Below are 21,035 nucleotides of genomic sequence, written 5' to 3' on the forward strand. Positions count from 1 at the left end.
CTCCTGCGCTGGTAGGCGCAGGTCACCGCAGGGAAGGACCTGTACGTGAGCGAGAGCACCGACCTCATCGACGGCGCGCACGACGCCGCCCCGTCCGACGAGGCAGCTGCCGAGAGCGCGACGGCTCCCCGTTCGCGTCGCCGGGGCAGCGGACTGTCCGGCATGCTGCTGCCCGAGCTGCAGCGTCTGGCCGGCGAACTGGGCATCCCCGGGACCGGCAAGATGCGCAAGAGCGACCTCGTCGCCGCCATCTCCGAACGCCAGGTCGGCGGCGCTCCCGCCGCCGAGGCGCCCGCCGCTGCGCCGGCCACCGCCCCGGACGTGTCGGCCCCGCGCGCCGACGAGACCCTCGCCGGTGGTGCCGCTGCTCAGGCTGCGCCCCTGGAGGCCCCCGTCAGTGGCGGCGCCAACAGCGGCCCGGTGGTCGGCACCGACACTGCTCCCTCCGGCACTGCCCCCGCCGACGACGCCCCCACGGGCCGTCGCCGCCGCGCGGCGAGCCGTCCGGCGGGTGCCCCCACCGGCGACGCCTCGACCAGCACCCCCGACGCACCGGCGAGCCCGGCCGCCGCGGACGAGGTCGCCCAGCCGACCCCGGCCGAGGGGACTGCCGCGGACACCGATCAGGCTCCGCAGGCCGACACCCGCAGCGGCGGCGACCGGCCCCAGCGCAGCCGCAACCGGGACCGCGCCGAGCGTGGCCCCCGGGAGGGTGGCGAGCGCGAGGAGCGTGCCCCCCGCGAGGACCGCAACCGGGACGCCGGCAACCGCGACGAGCGGGCCACCCGCGACTCCGGCCCCCGCGAGGACCGCACCCGTGACGCCGGCAGCCGCGACGCCGACCGGGACGAGCGGGGGAACCGCGACTCCGGCCGGGAGGACCGCAACCGGGACTCCAGCCGCGACGAGCGGGGCAACCGGGACGGCGCGGACCGCGACGGTGAGCAGCGCGGCGGGCGCAACCGCACCGACGGCGAGTCCGGGCGCCCGGGTCGCAACAACCGGGACGGCAACCGCCCCGACGCCCCGGGCAACCGTGGCGACGCGGGCGCCAACCGCAACGACACGCGTGGCGACACCCGTGGCGAGGCCCGTGGTGAGGCCCGGAACGACGAGGACGACGACGACTTCGAGGGCAGCCGCGGTCGCCGCGGTCGCCGGTACCGCGACCGCAACCGGCGCGGCAGCAGCGCCGGTGGGCGCGAGCGCTTCGACCAGGGCGAGCCCACCGTCAGCGAGGACGACGTCCTGCTGCCGGTGGCGGGCATCCTGGACGTGCTGGACAGCTACGCGTTCGTCCGCACGTCGGGGTACCTGACCGGCCCGAACGACGTCTACGTCTCGCTGTCCCAGGTGCGGCGTTACGGCCTGCGCCGCGGTGACGCAATCACCGGGGCGGTCCGTCAGCCCCGGGAGGGCGAGAAGAAGGACAAGTACAACGCGCTCGTCCGGCTGGACTCGGTCAACGGGCTGGACCCGGAGCAGGCGCGCAACCGCCCCGAGTTCACCAAGCTGACCCCGCTCTACCCGCAGGACCGCCTGCGGTTGGAGACCGAGTCGCACCTGATGACCACCCGGCTCATCGACCTGGTCATGCCGATCGGCAAGGGCCAGCGGGCGCTGATCGTCAGCCCGCCGAAGGCCGGCAAGACGATGGTCCTGCAGTCGATCGCCAACGCGATCACGACCAACAACCCCGAGGTCCACCTCATGGTGGTGCTGGTCGACGAGCGGCCCGAAGAGGTCACCGACATGCAGCGCTCGGTGAAGGGCGAGGTCATCGCCTCGACCTTCGACCGGCCGCCGGCGGACCACACCACGGTCGCGGAGCTGTCGATCGAGCGGGCCAAGCGCCTGGTCGAGATGGGCCACGACGTCGTCGTCCTGCTCGACTCGATCACCCGGCTGGGTCGCGCCTACAACCTGGCGGCCCCCGCCAGCGGGCGCATCCTGTCCGGTGGTGTCGACTCCACGGCGCTCTACCCGCCGAAGCGCTTCCTCGGTGCAGCCCGCAACATCGAGAACGGTGGCTCGCTGACGATCATCGCCTCGGCGCTGGTCGAGACCGGTTCGACGATGGACACGGTCATCTTCGAGGAGTTCAAGGGCACCGGGAACGCGGAGATCAAGCTGGATCGGCGGCTCGCCGACAAGCGGGTCTTCCCCGCGGTCGACGTGAACGCCTCGGGCACCCGCAAGGAGGAGATCCTCCTCTCGCCCGACGAGCTGGCGATCATCATCAAGCTGCGCCGGGTGCTGTCCGCCCTGGAGCCCCAGCAGGCCCTGGAGCTGCTGCTCGACCGGATGCGCAAGACGCGCAACAACATCGAGTTCCTGATGCAGGTGCAGAAGACGACGCTGGGCGTGAACGAGAAGGACTGACGAAGGCCCCCTGCTCCCCGCCGCGTGCCAGCTCGCGGCGGGGCTCGGCAGGGGGGCCGTACACTGGGCGATCGAGCCTCCGCCGTCAGGGTCGCCCAGTTCCCCGACGGTGCAACGACCAGGCGACAGACCAGCAGACCACGAGACCAGAGAGAGGGTGTACCGGCATGAAGGCCGACATCCACCCGCAGTACAACGTCACCGAGGTGACCTGTGGTTGCGGTAACACGTTCACCACCCGCAGCACCTCGCCGACCGGTCAGCTGACCGTCGAGGTCTGCTCGGCGTGCCACCCCTTCTACACCGGCAAGCAGAAGATCCTGGACACCGGTGGCCGTGTCGCCCGCTTCGAGAAGCGGTTCGGCAAGCGCGCTGCCGGTACCCCGGCCGACAAGTAGCACCCCCGACGGCGCCTGCGCCGCCCTGCACCAGGGCGGCACAGGCGCCGTCGTCGTGTCCGCACCCCGCCTGGGGCCTGCGGGATCGAGCAGGAGCGGGATCGACGACCAGGAGGAGTGCCCGTGAGCAGCAGCACCGGAGCCGGCAGCGACCGGCTCGCCGGCCTGCTCGCCGAGCACCGTGAGCTCGAGGCCGAGCTCGCCGACCCGGCGGTGCACGCCGACGCCGCGCGGGCCCGCCGGCTGGGGCGGCGGTACGCCCAGCTCGCACCGGTCGTGGAGACCGCACGTGCCCTGGACGCTGCGGCCGACGACCTCGCCGCCGCCCGGGAGCTCGCCGGGGAGGACCCCTCCTTCGCCGCCGAGGCCGAGGAGCTGGCCGGCAGCGTCGGTGAGCTGACCGGCCGGCTCACCGAGCTGCTGCTGCCCAAGGACCCCGACGACGAGAAGGACGTCATCCTCGAGATCAAGGCGGGGGAGGGCGGGGCGGAGTCGGCGTTGTTCGCCGGCGACCTGCTGCGGATGTACCTGCGCTACGCCGAGCGGCGCGGCTGGGCGACCGAGGTCCTCGACGCCGTCCCGGCCGAGCTGGGCGGGTACAAGGACGTCGCCGTGGCGATCAAGTCGCGCACCGACGAGGGCATCTTCGCCCGGCTGAAGTTCGAGGCCGGGGTGCACCGCGTGCAGCGGGTCCCGGTCACCGAGTCCCAGGGCCGGATCCACACCTCGGCGGCGGGGGTGCTCGTGCTCCCCGAGGCCGAGGAGGTCGACGTCAGCGTCGACCCGAACGACCTGCGCATCGACGTCTTCCGTTCCTCCGGGCCCGGTGGGCAGAGCGTCAACACCACCGACTCGGCAGTGCGGATCACCCACCTGCCCTCCGGGATCGTGGTGAGCTCGCAGAACGAGAAGAGCCAGCTGCAGAACCGTGAGTCCGCGCTGCGGGTGCTGCGTTCCCGGCTGCTCGCCGCCGCGCGGGAGGAGGCCGCCGCCACCGCGTCGGACCAGCGGCGCAGCCAGGTGCGCACGGTCGACCGCAGCGAGCGGGTGCGCACCTACAACTTTGCGGAGAACCGCATCGCCGACCACCGGGTCGGCTTCAAGGCGCACAACCTGGACCAGGTGCTGGACGGCGACCTGGACCCGGTGCTCGACGCGCTCACCGCCGCCGCGACGGCCGAGCTGCTGGCGGCCGGCTCCTGACCGCCGCCCGCACCCTGCTCACCGACGCGGCGCGGCGGCTCGCCGAGGCCGGGGTGGAGTCGCCGCGGGTGGACGCCGAGCTGTTGCTCGCCGCCGTCCTGGGCACCTCCCGCGCCGCCCTGCTCACCGCTGGTGACGTGCCCGCGGCCGCCGCCGAGCGGTTCGCCGGGTGGATCGAGCTGCGCGCCGACCGGGTGCCGCTGCAGCACCTCACCGGCACCGCCCCCTTCCGGCACCTCGAGCTCGCCGTCGGGCCCGGGGTGTTCGTGCCCCGCCCGGAGACCGAGCTCATCGCCGGCTGGGTGCTCGAGCGCGTCGCCGGGCAGGACGCGCCGCTCGTCGTCGACCTGGGCAGCGGGTCCGGGGCGATCGCGCTGTCGGTGGCCCACGAGCACCCCGGTGCCCGGGTGGTCGCCGTGGAGCGGGACGCCGGGGCCATCGAGTGGACCCGGCACAACGCCCGCACCCGGGCCGCGGCCGGTGACACCCCGGTCGACGTGCGCTCCGGGGACATGACCGACCCGTTGCTGCTCGCCGAGCTCGACGGCACCGTCGACGTCGTCGTCTCCAACCCGCCCTACGTGCCCGACGGCGCCCGGTTGCCGCGGGAGGTCACCGAGCACGACCCGCCGCTGGCGCTGTGGGGCGGGCCGGACGGGCTGGACGTCGTCCGGGGCCTGCTGGGCACCGCCGCCCGGCTGCTGCGGCCCGGCGGCTGGCTGGGCATCGAGCACGCCGACCAGCAGGGGGCCTCGCTGCCGGCGCTGGTGCGGGCTCACGGCGGCTGGGCCGGGGTGGCCGACCACGCCGACCTCGCCGGCCGGCCCCGCTACACCACGGCACGGTGGACGGGGACTCAGCTGGCCGGGCACCACTCCGCCACGTAGGCAGGGTCGCCCGGTACCGACACCGCCAGGTCGCGGCGCTGCACGCTCAGGCCCGCGACACCGCAGGCCGCGGCGAACCCCTCGTCGGTGTACTCGACGTCGAGCACCACGGCATAGGCGTCGGTGAAGGTCGTGCACTCGTCGTAGGCGCCGCAGTCCTCGACCACGGCGAAGTCGAACCCCAGGCCCGTGCCGGCCAGCTCGGGGGCGTTCTTCTGCGCGACCGCGAGACCGGCGGCGTGCGCCCGGTCGACCAGCAGCCGCGCCATCGCCGCCGCGTCGGCCCGGTCCAGCAGGCCCCCGGACCGGGTCCAGCTGTCCAGGTTGTCCAGCTCGACGGCGGCGAACCCGTCGGCGGCGCAGCCGGTGAGCCAGCCGCCCACCCGCTCCGCGAGACGCTCGCGCCGATCGGCGGTGGAGACGTCGAGCAGGTGCTCGCCGGGCCAGTCCGGGTCCTCGACCAGCTCCCCGCCGTCGCGCAGCAGCAGGTCGGCGGGGAGCTCCGTGGCGCCCGGCTGGGTCTGGAAGGCGTTGACGTAGCAGACCGGGTACCCATCGCCCGGCTCGGCGGTGCGGTCGCGGACCACCACCTGTACGCCGTCCGCCGGTGGGTGGGCCCCGCCCAGCTGATAGTCGAAGCGGGCTCCGGTGGCCGGTGCGGTGACCTGCGCCGCGGGCGCCCCGGCCTCCCCGCAGCCGGCCAGCAGCAGCACGAGGGACGTCGCCACCGCCCACCTGTGCACGAGGGCGCAGCGTAGGTGGAGCAGACTGCGCACTCGTGCCCGACGTCTATGACTGCAGTGACCCCGACCAGCGCGAGGCCGGCCTGACCGAGGCCGCCATGGCGCTGTCCCGCGGTGAGCTCGTGCTGCTCCCGACGGACACCGTGTACGGCGTGGCCGCCGACGCCTTCACCCCGGCCGCGGTGACCCGACTGCTGGCCGCCAAGAACCGGGGCCGGAACATGCCGGTCCCCGTGCTGGTGGGGGAGGCATCGACGCTGGCCGGGCTGGTCGTCGTCGTGCCCCCGGTCGCCCACCAGCTGGCCGAGGCCTTCTGGCCCGGCGGGCTGACCCTGGTGGTCGAGCACGCGCCGTCGCTGGCGTGGGACCTCGGGGACGCCGAGGGGACCGTCGCCGTCCGGCTGCCGGACGACGACGTCACCCGGGACCTGCTGCGCCGGACCGGCCCGCTGGCGGTCTCCAGTGCCAACCGTTCCGGCCGGCCGGCCGGCACGACCGCGGCGGAGGCGGCCTACCAGCTGGGCGAGCACGCGGCGGTGGTCCTGGACGGCGGGCCGCGCACCGGGTCGGCGCCCAGCACCATCGTCGACTGCACGGCCCCGACCCCCCGGGTGCTGCGGCTGGGCGCGATCAGCCTCGAGCAGCTCCGCGAGGTCGTCCCGGAGATCACTGATTAGAAGGCGACCCTGACGGGCCGCAACGCGGCCAACGGCCGTCCCCCCTGCTGCGCCGAGCCGCTTCGTGCGATGCCGGCGGGACCCTCCGGGCCCGCGCCGGCCTCCCACAGTGGTCCTCCGGACGATGCCGTGGTCCGGTCTCGAGGTCGTCGTCAGGTGGTGGTCGCGTCGCGGGTGGTCGCGTCGCGGGTGGTCGCGTGGTGGCTGTCCGGTCTCGCGGTCCGTGCGGTGGTGGGCCTGTCCCGAGATCGTGACCCGGCGGCGGCCGGAGGCTGCCCGCCGGCGGGGCACGACACGGCTCACCGCGTCCTGGGGGACGGCACCTGGCCGCGGTGCGATCCGGAGGATCGCGGAGTCGTAGCGATACCGTGGTGCGACAGCCGCGCGCCTCTCACGACGAGTGCACGCGGGCACCGGCACCGAGCAGCAGGAGTGCACCCGCGATGAGCACCCCGGCCACCACCCCCTACTGGGGCCCCGACTTCGACGCCCTGGCCGACTTCGACCCGGAGATCTCCGGCGTCGTCCTCGACGAGCTCGACCGGCTGCGGGGTGGACTGCAGCTGATCGCCAGCGAGAACTTCACCAGCCCCGCCGTCCTGGCCGCGCTGGGCAGCACGCTGTCGAACAAGTACGCCGAGGGTTACCCGGGGCGCCGCTACTACGGCGGCTGCGAGGTCGTCGACCGCGCCGAGGAGATCGGCATCGCCCGCGGCAAGGAGCTGTTCGGCGCCGAGCACGTCAACCTGCAGCCGCACTCCGGTGCCAGCGCGAACCTGGCGGCCTACGGCGCCTTCCTGCAGCCCGGGGACACCCTGCTGGGCATGGCGCTGCCGCACGGCGGGCACCTGACCCACGGCACCAAGGTCTCCTTCTCCGGCAAGTGGTTCAACGCCGTGCAGTACGGCGTCGACGAGAAGACCGAGCACATCGACTACGACCAGGTCCGCGACCTGGCCCGCGAGCACCGGCCCAAGCTCATCGTCGCCGGGGGCTCGGCGATCCCGCGACTGATCGACTTCGCCGCCTTCCGCGAGATCGCCGACGAGGTCGGCGCGATCTTCATGGTCGACGCGGCCCACTTCATCGGCCTGGTGGCCGGCAAGGCGATCCCCTCGCCGGTGCCCTACGCCGACGTCGTCACCTTCACCACGCACAAGGTGCTGCGCGGCCCCCGCGGCGGGGCGATCGTCTGCAAGGCCGAGCACGCCAAGGCCATCGACAAGTCGGCCTTCCCGATGATGCAGGGCGGCCCGCTGATGCACGCCATCGCGGCGAAGGCGGTGAACCTCAAGGAGTGCCTCGCGCCCGAGTACCAGACCTACGCCCGCCAGGTGATCACCAACGCCCAGGCGCTGACCGCCGGCCTGGCCGCGGAGGGCCTGCGCCCCGTCGCCGGCGGCACCGACACCCACCTGGCGCTGCTGGACCTGCGCGAGGTCACCGACACCGCCGGCGAGCTGGTCACCGGGAAGGTGGCCGAGGCCCGCTGTGACGCGGCCGGGATCGTGCTCAACAAGAACGCCATCCCCTTCGACCCGCAGCCGGCCTCGGTCGCCTCCGGCGTCCGGGTCGGCAGCCCCTCGGTCACCACCCAGGGCATGGTGGAGAGCGACATGAAGTCGATCGCCTCGCTCATCGGCACCGCCATCCGGGACGCCGACGGCTCCCGGACGACCGAGGTCGCGGCCGGGGTGCGCGAGCTGGTCGGCGCCCACCCTGCCTACCCCGAGCCCACGCGCGTCGGCTGAGCCGTGCGCGAGTACGCCGTCGTCCTCCTCGCCGCCGCGCTGGTCACCTTCCTGGCCACGCCGGTGGTGCGGGTGGCGGCGGTCCGGTTCCGGGTGATGGCGGCGGTCCGTGACCGGGACGTGCACGTCATCCCGACCCCGCGGGGCGGGGGAGTGGCGATGTACCTCGGCGTGGCGGCCGGCGTCCTGGTCGCCTCGCAGCTGCCCTCGCTGCAGCGGAGCTTCGAGTTCAGCACCCAGACGATCGCCGTCCTGGTGGCTGGTGGGCTGATCTGCGCCCTCGGGGTGCTGGACGACCGGTTCGGCCTGGACGCGCTCACCAAGCTCACCGGCCAGATCGCCGCGGCCGGGGTGATGGTGCTGCTCGGTGTGCAGCTGGCGTACGTGTTCCTGCCGGTCGCCGACATCGGCACGCTGTCCCTGGGCCCGGACGTCGGCGTGCCGGCGACGATCCTGCTGACCGTCCTCACGGTCAACGCGCTCAACTTCATCGACGGGCTGGACGGGCTGGCCGCCGGGGTCTCGGCGATCGCGGCGCTGGCCTTCTTCGCCTACAGCTACAACCTGGGCCTGGTCGGCTTCGACGACGTGGCCAGCGCGCCCGCCCTGATCACCGCCGTGCTCGCCGGGGCCTGCCTGGGCTTCCTGCCGCACAACTTCAGCCCGGCCCGGATCTTCATGGGCGACTCCGGCTCGATGCTGGTCGGGCTGATGCTCTCGGCCGCGGCGGTCTCGGCCACCGGGCAGACCGACTCCCAGACCCTCGGCTCGGCGGCCAGCCTGCTGCCGCTGACCCTGCCCCTCCTCGTGCCGATCGCAGTGCTCTTCATCCCGTTCATCGACCTGCTCATGGCCGTGGTGCGCCGCACCCGGCGCGGTCGGTCGCCGTTCAGCCCGGACAAGATGCACCTGCACCACCGGCTGCTGTCGATCGGCCACTCGCACCGCCGGGCGGTGCTCATCATGTACTTCTGGGCCGCCCTGCTCAGCTTCGGCGCAGTCGCGCTGTCCATCACCGGCGGCACCGTCGAGGTCCTGGTGATCGTCGGCGCGCTGCTCGTGGTGGGCGTCGTCGTGGTGCTGAGCCCACGCGCCCGCCGGGCGGCGATCGCCGCCCGCGAGGCCGAGCTCGCGGCGATGCGGGACCGCAGCCGCGCCGCCCACCCGGCCAGCCGGGCGGTCCGGCAGGGCGCCGGGACGCCGCGTCCGCCCTCTGCTGCCGCACCGTCCACCCCGGCCGGGGTGCGCCGGTGAGCGGTGTCCGGACGACCGGGGACGCGCCCTGGGACCTGTCGTTCCTGCGGATCGGTCTGCTCGCCACCGGCGCGGTGACCGGGGTGGCCGCTGTCGTCGTCGGGGTGGCGCTGAGCTGGGCGGATGCGCTGACCGTGCTCATCGGCGCGGCCGTCGTCACGGCGTTCTTCTGCGTCTCGGGGCTGGTCGTGGCCTGGGCCGGCAAGGTCGACGACACGTGGACGATGCCGGCGGCGCTGGGCACCTTCGGGCTCAAGGCCCTGGTGCTGTTCCCGCTGCTCACCGGCCTGCCGGCCGAGGGGTGGCCGGACCGCCAGGTGCTGGCCTGGACCGTCGTCGCCGGTGCCCTGCTGTGGAGCGGTGTGCAGCTGCGCTGGGTCTGGACCCGGCAGCTGTTCTACGTCCCGCCGCCTGCGCCGCCGGGGGGCCCGCGGCCTTCCCCGGACGGACCGCCGCCGGGCGGCTGATAGTGTCCGAACCAATGGCCGAGGACACCTCCGAACCTGGGGGCGCACGACCACGACCTGCGCGTGCAGCTCGTCAGCCCAGTGGGGCCGACATGGGCTGGGCGGTCACCGGGACGCTCCTGTCCGGGATGGCGGTGTGGGGCGGGGTCGGGTGGCTGATCGACCAGTGGCTGGACACGCGAGTGTTCTTCCCGGGCGGGATCATCCTCGGCGTGGCAGTGGCCATCTACGTGGTCTTCAAGACCTACGGCGAACCTGACCCGGCCCCCGGGCGGATCGCCGGACACCCCCCGGGCGGACGACGGAGCCGGCCCAGGACGCAGAAGGGACAACGGTGACCTCCAGCGCCCACGCGCTCGGCGACGTGCTCGCCGTGGAGAGCGACCCCGGCGGCGGCTTCACGCCTCCGGGCGTCGGCGAGTTCTTCCCCGAGACGCTGTTCGGCTTCTCGGTCCTCGGCATCCAGTTCGACATCGACCGGATCATCCTGGCGCTGTGGCTCGCCACCGCGGTGATCCTGGTCTTCCTGGTGCTGGCGGCCCGCAAGGCCGAGATCGTCCCCGGCCGCCTGCAGTTCATCGGCGAGTCCGGCTACTCGCTCGTGCGCGACGGCATCGCCCGCGACGTGGTCGGGCCCAAGGGGCTGCCCTTCGCCCCGTTCCTGGCCTCGTTGTTCTTCTTCATCCTCGCCAACAACGCGCTCGCGATCATCCCCGGCATCCAGATCTCGCCGATGGCACGGTTCTCCTTCCCCCTGGTGCTCGCGCTGATCTGCTGGGTCGTCTACATCGCGGTCGGCATCAAGAACCAGGGTCTGTGGCCCTACTTCCGGGACATCATGTTCCTGCCGGGCGTGCCGAAGGCCGCCTACATCCTGGTGACGCCGCTGGAGCTGCTGCAGAACTTCATCGTGCGGCCGTTCACCCTGGCGATCCGGCTCTTCGCCAACCTGTTCGCGGGCCACATGCTGCTGGTGACGTTCGCGCTGGGCGCGGTCTACCTGTTCCAGGTCGGCAACTTCTCCGTGATCTTCTTCCCGCTGTCGGCGCTCATGGCGATCGTGATGACGTTCTTCGAGCTGCTGATCATCTTCCTGCAGGCCTACGTCTTCACGATGCTGATGGGCACCTACCTCAACGGTTCGGTCGAGGCCGCGCACTGACCTGACCGCGGTGGCCACCCCGGTCCACCCCACGTACTGCACCACCGCACGACCCCGCCAGCCGCCCGGTGACCACCGGGCGACCGACACAGGAGGAACACCCCGCAATGATCGAGGTTCTCGCAGAGCTCGAAGGCAGCATCGGTTCCGTCGGCTACGGCATCGCCACGATCGGCCCGGGCATCGGTGTCGGTCTGGTGTGGGCCGCCTACATCCAGGCCACCGCCCGCCAGCCCGAGTCCGCCGGGCTGACCCGCACCTACGCCTTCCTGGGCTTCGCCCTGGCCGAGGCGCTGGCCCTCATCGGCTTCGTCGCCCCCCTCGTCTACGGCACCTGATCCGTACGCCCCCCGCGTACGGTCACCCATTCCAGACAGGGACGTTGAGAGCATGAGCATCCTGGCAGCGGAGAGCCCGAACCCGCTCATCCCGGTGGTCGGCGAGATCATCATCGGGACGATCGCCTTCCTGGTCCTCCTCTTCGTGGTGTGGAAGTTCGTCGCACCCGGCTTCGAGAAGGCCTTCCAGGCGCGTCGTGCGGCGATCGAGGGCGGCATCGAGCGGGCCGAGGCCATGCAGGCCGAGGCCGAGGCTGCGCTGGCGCAGTACCGGGCCCAGCTCGCCGAGGCCCGTAACGAGGCCGCCGAGATCCGGGACTCCGCCCGGGCCGAGGGGCAGCAGATCATCGAGCAGCTGCGCACCCAGGCCCAGGAGGAGTCGGCCCGGATCGTGGCCCGCGGCGAGGAGCAGCTCGCTGCCTCCCGTCAGCAGGTCGTGGCCGAGCTGCGCGGTCAGATCGGCACCCTCGCCGTCCAGCTGGCCGGCCGGGTGGTCGGCGAGTCGCTGGCCGACGACGCCCGTCGCAGCGGGACGGTCGACCGGTTCCTCGACGAGCTGGACGAGATGGCCGCGAGCAACCCCGCCGGCAACGGCGGGGCGCAGCCGAGCTCGGGCGCCACGACCGGGAGCACGGTCTACGTCCCTGAGGGCAACCGCTGATGAACGCGTCCAGTCGGGCGGCGATGGAGGAGTCGCGGGCGGCCCTCCAGGAGAAGTCCCAGGGTGCGCGCAGCCGCAACCACGGTGACGTCCTGCTCACCCTGGCCGACGAGCTCTTCGCCGTGGCGCACCTCCTGGAGAGCCAGGCGTCGCTGCGGCGGGCGCTGTCGGACGCCTCCGTGCGGCCCGACGACCGCGCCGGGCTGGCTCAGCGGCTGCTCTCCGGGCAGTTGGGCGCCGACTCGATGTCCGTCGTCGAGACGGTCGCGCGGCAGCGCTGGTCTCGACCGCGGGACCTCGTGGAGGCCACCGAGACCCTCGCCACCGAGGCCGCACTGGACGCGGCCGACGCCCGCGGTGAGCTGGAGGGGGTCGAGGACGACCTGTTCCGATTCGGCCGCATCGTGGCCGGCGACGCCGACCTCGCCCGGATCCTGGGTGAGCGGTCCGCGCCGCGGGAGGGCAAGACCGCCCTCCTCGACCGGCTGCTGGCGGGCCGGGTCAGCCCGGTGACCGAGCGGCTGGTGCGGAACGCTCTGACCAGCCCGCACGTGCACAACCCGGAGAACGAGGTCGAGCGGCTGTCCACCATGGCCGCCCGTCGCCGGGGGCGGTCGGTCGCCCACGTGACCTCCGCCGTCCCGCTGACGGTCGCGCAGGAACGACGGCTGACCGACGTGCTCGGCCGGCTCTACGGGCGGACGATGGGCCTGCAGGTCCAGGTCGACCCCGACGTGCTCGGTGGCCTGGTCGTCCGGGTGGACGACGAGGTCATCAACGGCAGCATCGCTGCGCGACTCGAGGCCAGCGGCCGGCGGCTCGCCGGCTGAACCAGCTCGACCGGCACCGCCGCACCGCACCACCACAGACACCAGCAGGAAGAGGACGCAGAGCCATGGCCGAGCTGACGATCTCCGCGGACGAGATCCGCAGTGCCATCCAGAACTACGTCACCGACTACACCCCGGACGTCTCCCGGGAAGAGGTCGGGGTCGTCACCGAGTCCGGCGACGGGATCGCCCGGGTCGAGGGCCTGCCCTCGGTCATGACCAACGAGCTGCTCGAGTTCGAGGGCGGCGTGCGTGGCCTGGCCCTGAACCTCGACGTGCGCGAGGTCGGCGTCGTCATCCTGGGTGACTTCTCCGGCATCGAGGAGGGGCAGACGGTCCGCCGGACCGGCGAGGTCCTCTCGGTCCCCGTCGGCGACGGTTTCCTCGGCCGGGTCGTCGACCCGCTGGGCAACGCCATCGACGGCGGCAGCCCGATCGAGACCACGACCCGGCGCGCCCTGGAGCTGCAGGCGCCGACCGTGGTGCAGCGGCAGTCGGTGCACGAGCCGATGCAGACCGGCATCAAGGCCATCGACGCCATGACGCCGATCGGCCGCGGTCAGCGACAGCTGATCATCGGCGACCGGCAGACCGGCAAGTCGGCGATCGCGCTGGACACGATCATCAACCAGAAGCAGGCCTGGGCGACCGGTGACCCGGCCCAGCAGGTGCGCTGCATCTACGTGGCGGTCGGCCAGAAGGGGTCGACGATCGCGGCGACCAAGGCCGCCCTCGAGGACGCCGGCGCGATGGAGTACACGACCATCGTCGCCGCCCCCGCCTCGGAGGCAGCCGGCTTCAAGTACATCGCGCCGTACACCGGCTCGGCCATCGGCCAGCACTGGATGTACGAGGGCAAGCACGTCCTGATCGTGTTCGACGACCTCTCCAAGCAGGCCGAGGCCTACCGCGCGGTCTCGCTGCTGCTGCGCCGCCCGCCGGGCCGTGAGGCCTACCCCGGCGACGTCTTCTACTTGCACTCCCGCCTGCTCGAGCGTTGCGCGAAGCTCAACGACGAGCTGGGTGCGGGCTCGATGACCGGGCTGCCGCTCATCGAGACCAAGGGCAACGACGTGTCGGCCTACATCCCGACCAACGTCATCTCGATCACCGACGGCCAGATCTTCCTGGAGACCGGGCTCTTCAACTCCGGTGTGCGTCCGGCGATCAACGTGGGCGTCTCGGTCTCCCGCGTGGGTGGGTCGGCACAGATCAAGGCGATGAAGTCGGTCGCCGGCCGCCTGCGGCTGGACCTGGCCCAGTTCCGCGAGCTGGAGGCCTTCGCCTCCTTCTCCTCGGACCTGGACGACTCCAGCCGGGCGACCCTGGAGCGTGGCCAGCGCCTGGTCGAGCTCCTCAAGCAGGGCCAGTACTCCCCGTACCCGGTGGAGCGCGAGGTCGTGTCGCTGTGGCTCGGCACGACCGGCAAGCTCGACCGCGTCCCGGTGCCCGACGTCCGCCGCTTCGAGGTGGAGTTCCTGGAGTTCCTCGACCGGAGCGACAACGTCGTCTTCGACACGATCCGGACCTCCAAGAAGCTCGAGGAGGACACCGTGTCCAGCCTCGAGTCCGCCGTCGAGGAGTTCTACGGCCGGTTCACCACCTCCGACGGCGAGTCGCTCCGGGTCAACGAGCCCGAGGCCGAGGCCATGGACGCGCGCGAGCGGGGCCAGGAGACCGTCCAGGTCAAGCGGGCCGGCTGACGATGGCCGGTTCCCTCCGCGCGCTGCGCCGCCGGATCCGCTCCACCCAGTCGACGAAGAAGATCTTCTCGGCCCAGGAGCTGATCGCCGGTGCCCGCATCGTGCGTGCCCAGGCCCGGGTCGAGGCCTCCAAGCCGTACTCCCGGGAGATCACCCGCGTGCTGTCGGCGCTGGCCGGCTCGGCGAGCCTGGACCACCCGTTGCTGACCGAGCGGGAGAACCCCCGGCGGGTCGCCGTCCTGGTGATCACCTCCGACCGTGGGTTCGCCGGCTCGTACAACGTCAACGTGCTGCGCCGCACCGAGGAGCTCCTCGCCCTGCTGCGCAACGAGGGCAAGGAGCCGCTGCTGTACGTCGTCGGCCGCAAGGGCGAGACGTACTACCGGTTCCGTGACCGGGAGATGGAGGAGACCTGGACCGGTTTCTCCGAGCAGCCCGGCTACGAGAACGCCCAGGAGATCGGCCGGACGCTCATCGCCGCCTTCACCGCTGGTGAGGACGACGACGAGACCGGTGGCGGTGCCGACGACGTGCTTGGCGTGGACGAACTGCACATCGTCTTCACCGAGTTCCGGTCCCTGCTCTCCCAGGTGCCGGTGGCCAACCGGATGGCGCCGCTGGTGGTGGAGGAGGTCGACGAGCTGCGCGACGAACGTGACGCGCAGGTCGAGGAGTCGCACAGCACCGACATCACCCCGGCCTACGAGTTCGAGCCGTCGGCCGAGCAGCTGCTGGACGCCCTGTTGCCCAAGTACGTGACCACCCGGATCTACGCGGCCCTGCTCGAGGCAGCGGCCTCGGAGTCGGCGTCGCGCCGGCGGGCGATGAAGTCGGCGTCCGACAACGCCGAGGAACTGGCCAAGAACCTCTCCCGGCAGGCCAACCAGGCCCGCCAGGCCGAGATCACCCAGGAGATCAGCGAGATCGTCGGCGGCGCCGACGCGCTGGTGTCGGCCAACGCCGACGACTGAGCCACCCGCCCCGTCCGCGGCACCAGTCGCCGCGGACGGGGACACTCAAGACGCGAGACCACCGAGCCCGAGGGCAGGAGAGCAGCACAGATGACCGTCACCGAGGAACGTCCGTCCAGCCAGGAGACCGTCGGCGCAGGCCGCGTCGTCCGGGTCACGGGCCCGGTCGTCGACGTCGAGTTCCCCCGCGACGCGATGCCCGAGCTCTTCAACGCCCTCAAGGTCGAGGTCACCCTCGCCGACCTGGGCAAGACGCTGACCCTGGAGGTCGCCCAGCACCTGGGCGACAACGTGGTCCGCACCATCTCGATGGCCCCGACCGACGGCCTGGTCCGTGGCGCCCAGGTGCGCGACACCGGGTCCCCGATCATGGTGCCCGTCGGCGAGGTCGTCACCGGGCACGTCTTCAACGCGCTGGGCGAGTGCCTGGACACCCCCGGGTACGCCGAGGACGCGCTGCACTGGTCGATCCACCGCAACGCGCCCAAGTTCGACCAGCTCGAGGGTCGCACCGAGCTGCTGGAGACCGGGATCAAGGTCATCGACCTGCTGACCCCCTACGTCCGCGGCGGGAAGATCGGCCTGTTCGGCGGTGCCGGCGTGGGCAAGACGGTGCTCATCCAGGAGATGATCCGTCGCGTCGCCCAGGAGTTCGGTGGCGTGTCCGTGTTCGCCGGCGTCGGCGAGCGCACCCGTGAGGGCAACGACCTGATCACCGAGATGACCGAGTCCGGCGTCATCAACTCGACCGCCCTGGTCTTCGGCCAGATGGACGAGCCGCCGGGCACCCGGCTCCGGGTGGCACTGTCGGCCCTGACGATGGCGGAGTACTTCCGCGACGAGCAGGACCAGGACGTGCTGCTCTTCATCGACAACATCTTCCGGTTCACCCAGGCCGGCTCCGAGGTCTCCACCCTGCTCGGGCGCATGCCCTCCGCGGTGGGCTACCAGCCGACCCTGGCCGACGAGATGGGCACGCTGCAGGAGCGGATCACCTCCACGCGGGGCCGGTCCATCACCTCGCTGCAGGCGATCTACGTGCCCGCCGACGACATCACCGACCCGGCGCCGCACACCACGTTCGCCCACCTGGACGCGACGACGGTGCTCTCCCGGCCGATCTCGGAGAAGGGCATCTACCCGGCCGTCGACCCGCTGGACTCCACCAGCCGGATCCTCGACGCGCAGTACATCGGGCAGGAGCACTACGACACGGCCCGTGAGGTGCAGCGGATCCTGCAGCGCTACCAGGAGCTGCAGGACATCATCGCGATCCTCGGCATCGACGAGCTCGGTGAGGAGGACAAGGTCACCGTCAACCGGGCCCGTCGCATCGAGCGCTTCCTGTCGCAGAACATGTTCGTCGCCGAGGCGTTCACCGGTCAGCCGGGGTCCTACGTCCCGCTGTCGGAGACCCTGCAGGCCTTCAAGGCGGTCGCGGCCGGCGAGTACGACCACGTCCCCGAGCAGGCCTTCTTCATGTGCGGTGGCCTCGAGGACCTCGAGCGGAACTACGACAAGCTCAAGAAGAGCTGATCGAGGACCCCTCGCTCCCGCCGCTCGCGACGGGGACCGGCGAGGGGTCGTCCGAGCACCGCGCCACGGCCGGGCACTCCTTCGGGGTGCCCGGCCGTGGCGTTCTCCGGCCTCCTGCGCCGGTCCAGAGCGGGGGACCGGTGACGGTCCGCGCGCGGGCGGCGCCGGTGCGCTGGCGGCGCGCCATCCGATCGGGTGGGCCGCAGCCGTGGACCTCAAGTTCGGGCGGCCGGGTGACGAACATGTCCATCGGAACGTCCGAGCGGCGGGCGTCATGCACAGGAGTTCGACTCGTGCACACCTGGCACCTGGCAGCGGCGCTGCGCAGCGGGACGACGATGACGGCGACCTCGATGAGCGGGACCACCCGCCACGACGCAGCACCGGACGACGCGATGGAGTGGAGCTGGCCGCCGTACGCGCCGCTGGCCGTGGACGGTGAACCGTTCGACACGACCGAGTGGGCGCCGCCGTCGGTGGTCTGGCACCCCCAGCTGCGGCTCGGGCGTTGGACGGTCGTCTACCGCCGCACCGTCTGCTGAGCGGCCCGCTGCCCGCACCGCTGACCGGCGCTCGGCGGCGCGCTCGACAGGAGCCCTCTCCCCAACCCGAGTGTGTCCGCGAGGCTGGTGACAGCCTGTGGCGGAACCGGGGCCACGCCGCCGGTACAGTGGGGGAGACCCGCTGCCGCTCCGACCGGACCGGCGGCCCGCATCACCGGCCTGGCTCGGGCGGTCGATGACCCTGGAGGACATACGTGGCGACCCTGCAGGTCGAGCTCGTGGCCGTGGAGAAGATGCTCTGGTCCGGTGAGGCCAGCATGGTCATCGCCCGCACGACCGAAGGTGAGCTGGGTGTCCTGCCGGGTCACTCGCCACTGCTGGGCGAGCTGGCTCCCGGTGGGGTCGTGACGATCCGCACGGAGTCCGGGGAGGACCTCGTCGTCGCCGCGCACGGTGGCTTCCTCTCGGTGACCGAGCGAGGCGTCTCCATCCTGGCCGAGACCGCCGAGATCTCCACCGACATCGACGTGGAGCGGGCTCGCGAGGCGCTCCGCCGCGCGGAGCAGGACAGCGATGACCCAGAGGCCGTCGCCGCCGCGAGGCGGGCACAGTCCCGGCTCCGCGCCGCCGGCCAGGACGCCTGACCGCCGTCCGAGTCCGTCCCTGACCCGCCTCGGCTGACGAGCCCCGCCCGGTGACCACCGCCGTCCTGGTCGTCGTCGGGCTGTTGCTGGTCGCCCTGGTGGCCGCCTTCCTGCTGCGTCGGCGGTTCCTGCTCTCCGGCCTGGGGGCGGTCACCATGTGGCTGCGCGCCCCGGGCACCTCCCGCTGGGCCGTGGGTGTCGCCTGGTACTCCGGCGACACCCTGCTCTGGTACCGCGCGCTGTCCCTGTCCGTCCGGCCGAACCGGCGGCTGTGCCGCGCCCAGTTCCAGGTCGACGCCCGGCGTCGCCCGACCGCGGCGGACCTGTCGCTGCCCGACGACAGCGTGATCCTCACGGTGCGCACCGGAGCCGGGCCCCAGGAGCTCGCGATGGACTCCTCGACGGTGACCGGGTTCCTGTCCTGGATCGAGTCCGCCCCGCCGGTCGACCGCTGAGCGGCCGAGCCGTCGTCCGGCTCAGGACTCCGGCTGAGCGGTGCGGGCGGCGCGCTGGGCGTGCACGCCGCTGTGCGCGCCGGGCTCCCACAGCACGTCGCCGTCGGGGTTGGCGCTGCGGGCGAGGATGAAGAGCAGGTCCGACAGTCGGTTGAGGTACCGGGCGGTCTCGGTGTTGGTCCGCTCCGCGTCGTCGGCCAGCAACGCCCAGACGCTGCGCTCGGCCCGCCGGGCGACCGTGCGCGCCGTGTGGAGCAGCGCCGCCAGCGGGGTGCCGCCCGGGAGCACGAACGAAGTGAGCGCGGGGAGCTCGGCGTTGGCCGTGTCGCAGGCCGCCTCGAGTCGCTCCGTGTACGCCGCGGTGATCCGCAGCGGCGGGTGCTCCGGCGCCTCCTGGATCGGGGTGGAGAGGTCGGCGCCCACGTCGAACAGGTCGTTCTGCACGCTGCGGAGCAGCTCGGTGACCTCGGTCGACGGCCCGCCCAGGGCGATGGCGACCCCGATCGCGCTGTTGGTCTCGTCGACGTCGGCGTAGGCGATCAGCCGCGCATCCGTCTTGGCCACCCGGGACATGTCCCCGAGGTGGGTCTGCCCGGCGTCACCGGTGCGCGTGTAGATGCGGGTCAGCCGGACGGTCATGGTCCCGAGACTAGGCCGGACCAGGCGGTGCGTCGCCACCCCTGCGCCCGGTCGGGCTCCGTCCGCGCGCGCCTCTAGGCTGGGCGGGTGGACTGCTTCGAGGTGACCGGCGGGTCGTCCCTGCGCGGCCGCGTCCGGGTCACCGGCGCCAAGAACAGCGCGCTGAAGCTCATGGCGGCAGCGTTGCTCGCCCCGGGCCGGACGACGCTGGACGAGGTGCCCGACATCCTCGACGTCGCGATCATGAGCGAGGTGCTGCGGCGCCTGGGCTGTGGCGTGACCTTCGAGCGCTACCCGCTGGAGGCGGGCGGCAGCCCGAGCGGCGGCGGGCGGGTGCTGATCGACGTGCCCGAGCGCCCCTCCACCGAGACCGACTACGACCTGGTCCGCCGGATGCGCGCGTCGATCAGCGTGCTCGGCCCGCTGGTGGCCAGGCTGGGCACCGCCAAGGTGGCCCTGCCCGGCGGCGACGCCATCGGTTCCCGCGGGCTGGACATGCACATCGCCGGCCTGGAGCGGCTCGGCGCGACCGTGGTGAACGAGCACGGCTTTCTGATCGCGACGGCCCCCAAGCTCGTCGGCACCTCGATCTGGCTCGACTTCCCCTCCGTCGGGGCCACCGAGAACCTGGTGATGGCCGCCGCCCTCGCCCAGGGGACGACGATCGTGGACAACGCCGCCCGTGAGCCGGAGATCGTCGACCTCTGCCGGATGCTGGTCGCGATGGGCGCCGAGATCGAGGGTGCCGGCACCTCCACCATCACCGTGGAGGGCGTCCGGGAGCTGCGGCCTGTGGCCTACTCGACCGTCCCGGATCGCATCGTCGCGGGCACCTGGGCGATCGGTGCGGTGATGACCCGGGGCGACCTGGTGATCGAGCGGGCGGTGGCCGAGCACCTGAGCGTGCCGCTGGAGAAGCTCGTCAACGCCGGGGCGACCGTGGAGTCCCTGGACGACGGCATCCGGGTGGCGATGGCGGACCGGCCACGGGGCATGGACATCGTGACGCTCCCGTTCCCCGGCTTCCCGACCGACCTGCAGCCGATGGCCGTGGCGCTGGCCGCGGTCTCCAGCGGCACCGCGCTGATCACCGAGAACGTCTTCGAGGGACGGTTCATGTTCGTCAACGAGCTGGTCCGCCTCGGGGCCGACGTGCGCATCGACGGCCACCACGCGGTCGTGCGGGGCCGGGAACGGCTCTCCAGCGCCCCGGTGCTGGCCACCGACATCCGCGCCGGCGCCGGGCTGGTGCTCGCCGGCCTGCTGACCGACGGCGTCACCGAGGTGCAGGACGTGCACCACGTCGACCGCGGCTACCCGGACTTCACCGACCAGCTGCGCGGTGTGGGCGTGCAGATCGAGCGGACCCAGCGTCCGAGCTGACGGATCGGCCCCCTCGCAGGGGCCCGGACCGAGCGGAGCGAGGTCTGGGGGGCGAGGGGGCCTTCGTCAGCGCTCCCCGAAGGACAGCGCGAGCGCGCGGGCGCGCTGCAGGTCCTCGGGGAAGACGAGCACGTCCGCCCGGTGCGCGGCCGGCTCGCGGATCGTGGACCGGATGCCGGCGTCGCTCAGCACGGCCCGCAGCGCCAGCGCCGAGTCCCTGCGGGTGAGCGTGGCCACCGGTGTCAGCAGCTCCTCGCGCTGCACCGGGGTGCCCGACGTGGTGTCCGAGGCGAAGGCCCAGCGGAGGAAGAGCCCGATCAGGACCAGCATCAGGAAGGCGATGACCGGCCCCACGGCGTAGTGCAGGCTCCCAGCGTCGATCGGCACGCTGACCCCCTCCGGAGGGGCGCGACCGGCCGGTCGCGAGCCCGGAGCCGAGTGTGCCACC

Annotated in this window: 23 protein-coding genes; 20 read left to right on the forward strand and 3 right to left on the reverse strand. The window is 72.7% G+C overall.

What is annotated here, in order from left to right; all coding sequences use genetic code 11:
- The first annotated feature begins 45 nt into the window (after positions 1 to 45).
- The 4 genes from rho (at position 46) to prmC (ending at position 4,870) form a co-directional block, all read left to right on the forward strand.
- Positions 46 to 2,382: a transcription termination factor Rho gene (gene rho / locus O2V61_RS15100; RefSeq protein WP_269184086.1), complete on the forward strand. Its 2,337-nt coding sequence runs from the start codon at positions 46 to 48 to the stop codon at positions 2,380 to 2,382.
- A 167-nt stretch (positions 2,383 to 2,549) separates the two neighbouring features.
- Entirely contained in the window at positions 2,550 to 2,780 is a 231-nt protein-coding gene (gene rpmE, locus O2V61_RS15105) for a 50S ribosomal protein L31 (RefSeq protein WP_269158793.1), read from the forward strand.
- Positions 2,781 to 2,903: 123 nt separating this feature from the next.
- Positions 2,904 to 3,983 carry a peptide chain release factor 1 gene (gene prfA, locus O2V61_RS15110; protein WP_269184087.1) on the forward strand — a complete coding sequence of 360 codons (1,080 nt, stop codon included), beginning with the start codon at positions 2,904 to 2,906 and terminating at the stop codon, positions 3,981 to 3,983.
- A gap of 14 nt (positions 3,984 to 3,997) precedes the next feature.
- The gene (prmC, locus tag O2V61_RS15115) at positions 3,998 to 4,870 is read left to right on the forward strand and encodes a peptide chain release factor N(5)-glutamine methyltransferase (protein ID WP_269184275.1); all 873 of its coding nucleotides are present in this window, start codon (positions 3,998 to 4,000) and stop codon (positions 4,868 to 4,870) included.
- On the opposite strand, the gene O2V61_RS15120 is transcribed toward prmC, so the two are convergent.
- Complete coding sequence (locus tag O2V61_RS15120) at positions 4,840 to 5,598, reverse strand: endo alpha-1,4 polygalactosaminidase (protein ID WP_269184088.1); 759 nt, start codon at positions 5,596 to 5,598, stop codon at positions 4,840 to 4,842. The two genes, prmC and O2V61_RS15120, sit on opposite strands and share 31 nt — an antisense overlap.
- A 50-nt stretch (positions 5,599 to 5,648) precedes the next feature.
- Here O2V61_RS15120 and O2V61_RS15125 point away from each other — a divergent pair, with 50 nt between their 5' ends.
- The 15 genes from O2V61_RS15125 (at position 5,649) to O2V61_RS15195 (ending at position 18,565) form a co-directional block, all read left to right on the forward strand.
- The gene (locus tag O2V61_RS15125; RefSeq protein WP_269184089.1) at positions 5,649 to 6,290 is read left to right on the forward strand and encodes an L-threonylcarbamoyladenylate synthase; all 642 of its coding nucleotides are present in this window, start codon (positions 5,649 to 5,651) and stop codon (positions 6,288 to 6,290) included.
- Between the two features lie 443 nt (positions 6,291 to 6,733).
- The gene (gene glyA, locus O2V61_RS15130; protein ID WP_269184090.1) at positions 6,734 to 8,041 is read left to right on the forward strand and encodes a serine hydroxymethyltransferase; all 1,308 of its coding nucleotides are present in this window, start codon (positions 6,734 to 6,736) and stop codon (positions 8,039 to 8,041) included.
- A gap of 3 nt (positions 8,042 to 8,044) precedes the next feature.
- Positions 8,045 to 9,295, forward strand: a complete 1,251-nt coding sequence (locus O2V61_RS15135) for a glycosyltransferase family 4 protein (protein WP_269184091.1) — start codon at positions 8,045 to 8,047, stop codon at positions 9,293 to 9,295.
- The gene (locus O2V61_RS15140) at positions 9,292 to 9,762 is read left to right on the forward strand and encodes a hypothetical protein (RefSeq protein WP_269184092.1); all 471 of its coding nucleotides are present in this window, start codon (positions 9,292 to 9,294) and stop codon (positions 9,760 to 9,762) included. The genes O2V61_RS15135 and O2V61_RS15140 overlap by 4 nt, the downstream gene beginning before the upstream one ends.
- Positions 9,763 to 9,854: 92 nt before the next feature.
- On the forward strand, positions 9,855 to 10,100 hold the full coding sequence (locus O2V61_RS15145) for an AtpZ/AtpI family protein (protein WP_269184093.1): 246 nt from the start codon (positions 9,855 to 9,857) through the stop codon (positions 10,098 to 10,100).
- Positions 10,097 to 10,924 carry a F0F1 ATP synthase subunit A gene (gene atpB / locus O2V61_RS15150; protein ID WP_269184094.1) on the forward strand — a complete coding sequence of 276 codons (828 nt, stop codon included), beginning with the start codon at positions 10,097 to 10,099 and terminating at the stop codon, positions 10,922 to 10,924. The genes O2V61_RS15145 and atpB overlap by 4 nt, the downstream gene beginning before the upstream one ends.
- A gap of 107 nt (positions 10,925 to 11,031) precedes the next feature.
- Positions 11,032 to 11,262 (forward strand): ATP synthase F0 subunit C, encoded by a 231-nt coding sequence (gene atpE / locus O2V61_RS15155; protein ID WP_014377627.1) that lies wholly within the window; start codon positions 11,032 to 11,034, stop codon positions 11,260 to 11,262.
- Positions 11,263 to 11,314: 52 nt separating this feature from the next.
- Positions 11,315 to 11,923 (forward strand): F0F1 ATP synthase subunit B, encoded by a 609-nt coding sequence (locus tag O2V61_RS15160; RefSeq protein ID WP_269184095.1) that lies wholly within the window; start codon positions 11,315 to 11,317, stop codon positions 11,921 to 11,923.
- Positions 11,923 to 12,753 carry a F0F1 ATP synthase subunit delta gene (locus O2V61_RS15165; protein ID WP_269184096.1) on the forward strand — a complete coding sequence of 277 codons (831 nt, stop codon included), beginning with the start codon at positions 11,923 to 11,925 and terminating at the stop codon, positions 12,751 to 12,753. Before O2V61_RS15160 ends, O2V61_RS15165 begins: the two co-directional genes overlap by 1 nt.
- A 65-nt stretch (positions 12,754 to 12,818) precedes the next feature.
- Positions 12,819 to 14,456, forward strand: coding sequence for a F0F1 ATP synthase subunit alpha (gene atpA, locus O2V61_RS15170; protein ID WP_269184097.1), 1,638 nt, complete (start codon positions 12,819 to 12,821; stop codon positions 14,454 to 14,456).
- A gap of 2 nt (positions 14,457 to 14,458) precedes the next feature.
- Positions 14,459 to 15,427: a F0F1 ATP synthase subunit gamma gene (locus tag O2V61_RS15175; RefSeq protein WP_269184098.1), complete on the forward strand. Its 969-nt coding sequence runs from the start codon at positions 14,459 to 14,461 to the stop codon at positions 15,425 to 15,427.
- 90 nt (positions 15,428 to 15,517) lie between these two features.
- Positions 15,518 to 16,963, forward strand: a complete 1,446-nt coding sequence (gene atpD / locus O2V61_RS15180) for a F0F1 ATP synthase subunit beta (RefSeq protein ID WP_269184099.1) — start codon at positions 15,518 to 15,520, stop codon at positions 16,961 to 16,963.
- Between the two features lie 293 nt (positions 16,964 to 17,256).
- Positions 17,257 to 17,505: a hypothetical protein gene (locus tag O2V61_RS15185; RefSeq protein WP_269184100.1), complete on the forward strand. Its 249-nt coding sequence runs from the start codon at positions 17,257 to 17,259 to the stop codon at positions 17,503 to 17,505.
- Positions 17,506 to 17,720: 215 nt separating this feature from the next.
- The gene (locus O2V61_RS15190) at positions 17,721 to 18,110 is read left to right on the forward strand and encodes a F0F1 ATP synthase subunit epsilon (protein WP_269184101.1); all 390 of its coding nucleotides are present in this window, start codon (positions 17,721 to 17,723) and stop codon (positions 18,108 to 18,110) included.
- 50 nt (positions 18,111 to 18,160) lie between these two features.
- Positions 18,161 to 18,565: a DUF2550 domain-containing protein gene (locus O2V61_RS15195; protein ID WP_269184102.1), complete on the forward strand. Its 405-nt coding sequence runs from the start codon at positions 18,161 to 18,163 to the stop codon at positions 18,563 to 18,565.
- A gap of 21 nt (positions 18,566 to 18,586) precedes the next feature.
- Here O2V61_RS15195 and O2V61_RS15200 read toward each other — a convergent pair whose 3' ends face one another.
- Positions 18,587 to 19,204, reverse strand: a complete 618-nt coding sequence (locus O2V61_RS15200; RefSeq protein WP_269184103.1) for a cob(I)yrinic acid a,c-diamide adenosyltransferase — start codon at positions 19,202 to 19,204, stop codon at positions 18,587 to 18,589.
- Between the two features lie 87 nt (positions 19,205 to 19,291).
- Between O2V61_RS15200 and murA the strand changes: the two genes are divergently transcribed.
- Positions 19,292 to 20,587 carry a UDP-N-acetylglucosamine 1-carboxyvinyltransferase gene (gene murA / locus O2V61_RS15205; RefSeq protein WP_269184104.1) on the forward strand — a complete coding sequence of 432 codons (1,296 nt, stop codon included), beginning with the start codon at positions 19,292 to 19,294 and terminating at the stop codon, positions 20,585 to 20,587.
- A gap of 66 nt (positions 20,588 to 20,653) precedes the next feature.
- On the opposite strand, the gene O2V61_RS15210 is transcribed toward murA, so the two are convergent.
- A complete protein-coding gene (locus O2V61_RS15210; protein WP_269184105.1) occupies positions 20,654 to 20,974 on the reverse strand; it encodes a hypothetical protein in 321 nt (106 codons plus the stop codon).
- Positions 20,975 to 21,035 lie beyond the last annotated feature (61 nt).

The sequence above is a fragment of the Modestobacter sp. VKM Ac-2985 genome (assembly GCF_026967925.1).
Taxonomy (GTDB): Bacteria; Actinomycetota; Actinomycetes; order Mycobacteriales; family Geodermatophilaceae; genus Modestobacter.

Bases quoted from the DNA above. Each gene is read 5' to 3' on its own strand.
- atpA (WP_269184097.1), top strand. From the start codon at position 12,819: ATGGCCGAGCTGACGATCTCCGCGGACGAGATCCGCAGTGCCATCCAG.
- atpE (WP_014377627.1), top strand. From the start codon at position 11,032: ATGATCGAGGTTCTCGCAGAGCTCGAAGGCAGCATCGGTTCCGTCGGC.
- O2V61_RS15145 (WP_269184093.1), top strand. From the start codon at position 9,855: ATGGGCTGGGCGGTCACCGGGACGCTCCTGTCCGGGATGGCGGTGTGG.
- O2V61_RS15165 (WP_269184096.1), top strand. From the start codon at position 11,923: ATGAACGCGTCCAGTCGGGCGGCGATGGAGGAGTCGCGGGCGGCCCTC.
- atpD (WP_269184099.1), top strand. From the start codon at position 15,518: ATGACCGTCACCGAGGAACGTCCGTCCAGCCAGGAGACCGTCGGCGCA.
- O2V61_RS15200 (WP_269184103.1), bottom strand. From the start codon at position 19,204: ATGACCGTCCGGCTGACCCGCATCTACACGCGCACCGGTGACGCCGGG.
- rpmE (WP_269158793.1), top strand. From the start codon at position 2,550: ATGAAGGCCGACATCCACCCGCAGTACAACGTCACCGAGGTGACCTGT.
- O2V61_RS15175 (WP_269184098.1), top strand. From the start codon at position 14,459: ATGGCCGGTTCCCTCCGCGCGCTGCGCCGCCGGATCCGCTCCACCCAG.
- glyA (WP_269184090.1), top strand. From the start codon at position 6,734: ATGAGCACCCCGGCCACCACCCCCTACTGGGGCCCCGACTTCGACGCC.
- O2V61_RS15160 (WP_269184095.1), top strand. From the start codon at position 11,315: ATGAGCATCCTGGCAGCGGAGAGCCCGAACCCGCTCATCCCGGTGGTC.